The organism is Paenarthrobacter sp. CCNWLY172 (assembly GCF_037402035.1).
Classification (GTDB): Bacteria; Actinomycetota; Actinomycetes; order Actinomycetales; family Micrococcaceae; genus Arthrobacter.
Genome location: NZ_JBBEGB010000032.1, coordinates 1 through 1,212, shown reverse-complemented (window position 1 = coordinate 1,212; position 1,212 = coordinate 1). Strand labels below are relative to the sequence as shown.

Here is a 1,212-nt window from a genome sequence, read left to right as displayed (position 1 = left end):
GGTTCCACGGAGGGGCCGCTGGCAGGGACCCTGACGTTGACTGGTGGTTGTGGTGGCATGGGCGGGGCGCAGCCGTTGGCGGTGACGCTCAATGATGGTGCGTGCTTGATTGTTGATGTGGACGAGTCCCGGCTGCGTCGGCGTGTGGGTAAGCGGTACCTGGACGAGGTCGAAACCGATTTGGATGCTGCGATCGCCAAAGTCCAGGCCGCAAAGGACGAGCGCCGCGGCTGGTCCGTTGGTTACGTGGGCAACGCCGCTGAGGTCTTCCCCGAATTGCTGCGCCGCCACAAGGCCGGCGAAGTCACGTTTGACGTGGTCACGGACCAGACCTCCGCTCATGACCCGTTGTCCTACCTGCCGGAGGGCATCACGGTGGCCGAGTGGCACACCGAGGCTGAGGCTGATCCGGAGGGGTTCACCAAGAAGGCCCAGGCGTCGATGGCCCGCCAGGTCCAGGCGATGGTGGAGTTCCAGGACGCCGGAGCTGAGGTCTTTGATTACGGCAACTCGATCCGTGACGAGGCCCGCAAGGGTGGGTATGACCGTGCGTTTGAATTCCCTGGCTTCGTCCCGGCGTACATTCGTCCGTTGTTCTGCGAGGGTCTGGGCCCGTTCCGCTGGGTCGCGCTCTCGGGCGATCCGGAAGACATTGCGGTGACGGACAAGGCCATCAAGGAGTTGTTCCCGGAGAACAAGCACCTCCACAAGTGGATTGACGCTGCGGCCGACCGGGTTGAATTCGAAGGCCTGCCGGCCCGTATTTGCTGGCTTGGGTATGGCGAACGCCATAAGGCTGGTCTGCTCTTCAACCAGCTCGTCGCCGAGGGCAAGGTCAAGGCTCCGATCGTGATCGGCCGTGACCACCTGGATTCGGGTTCCGTGGCGTCCCCTTACCGGGAGACCGAGTCGATGAAGGATGGCTCGGACGCGGTCGCGGACTGGCCGTTGCTGAACGCACTGACTGCTGCATCGTCGGGCGCTACCTGGGTGTCCATCCACCACGGTGGTGGGGTTGGTATTGGCCGGTCCATCCACACTGGCCAGGTTTCCGTCGCTGACGGCACGGAACTGGCAGCCCAGAAACTGGAACGGCTCCTGACCAACGATCCCGGTATGGGCGTCATCCGCCACGTCGACGCCGGCTACGACCGCGCCATCGACGTCGCCAACGAACGCGGCGTCCGCATCCCCATGAACGAGAAGTAGGCA

At 63.9% G+C, this 1,212-nt stretch carries 1 protein-coding gene; it reads left to right on the top strand.

Annotated features, from left to right (window positions below; all coding sequences use genetic code 11):
- Window positions 1-1,209 (top strand): urocanate hydratase (locus WBN73_RS21385; RefSeq protein ID WP_337681325.1); only part of this gene is annotated, 1,209 nt, incomplete at its 5' end.
- Window positions 1,210-1,212: the final 3 nt, after the last annotated feature.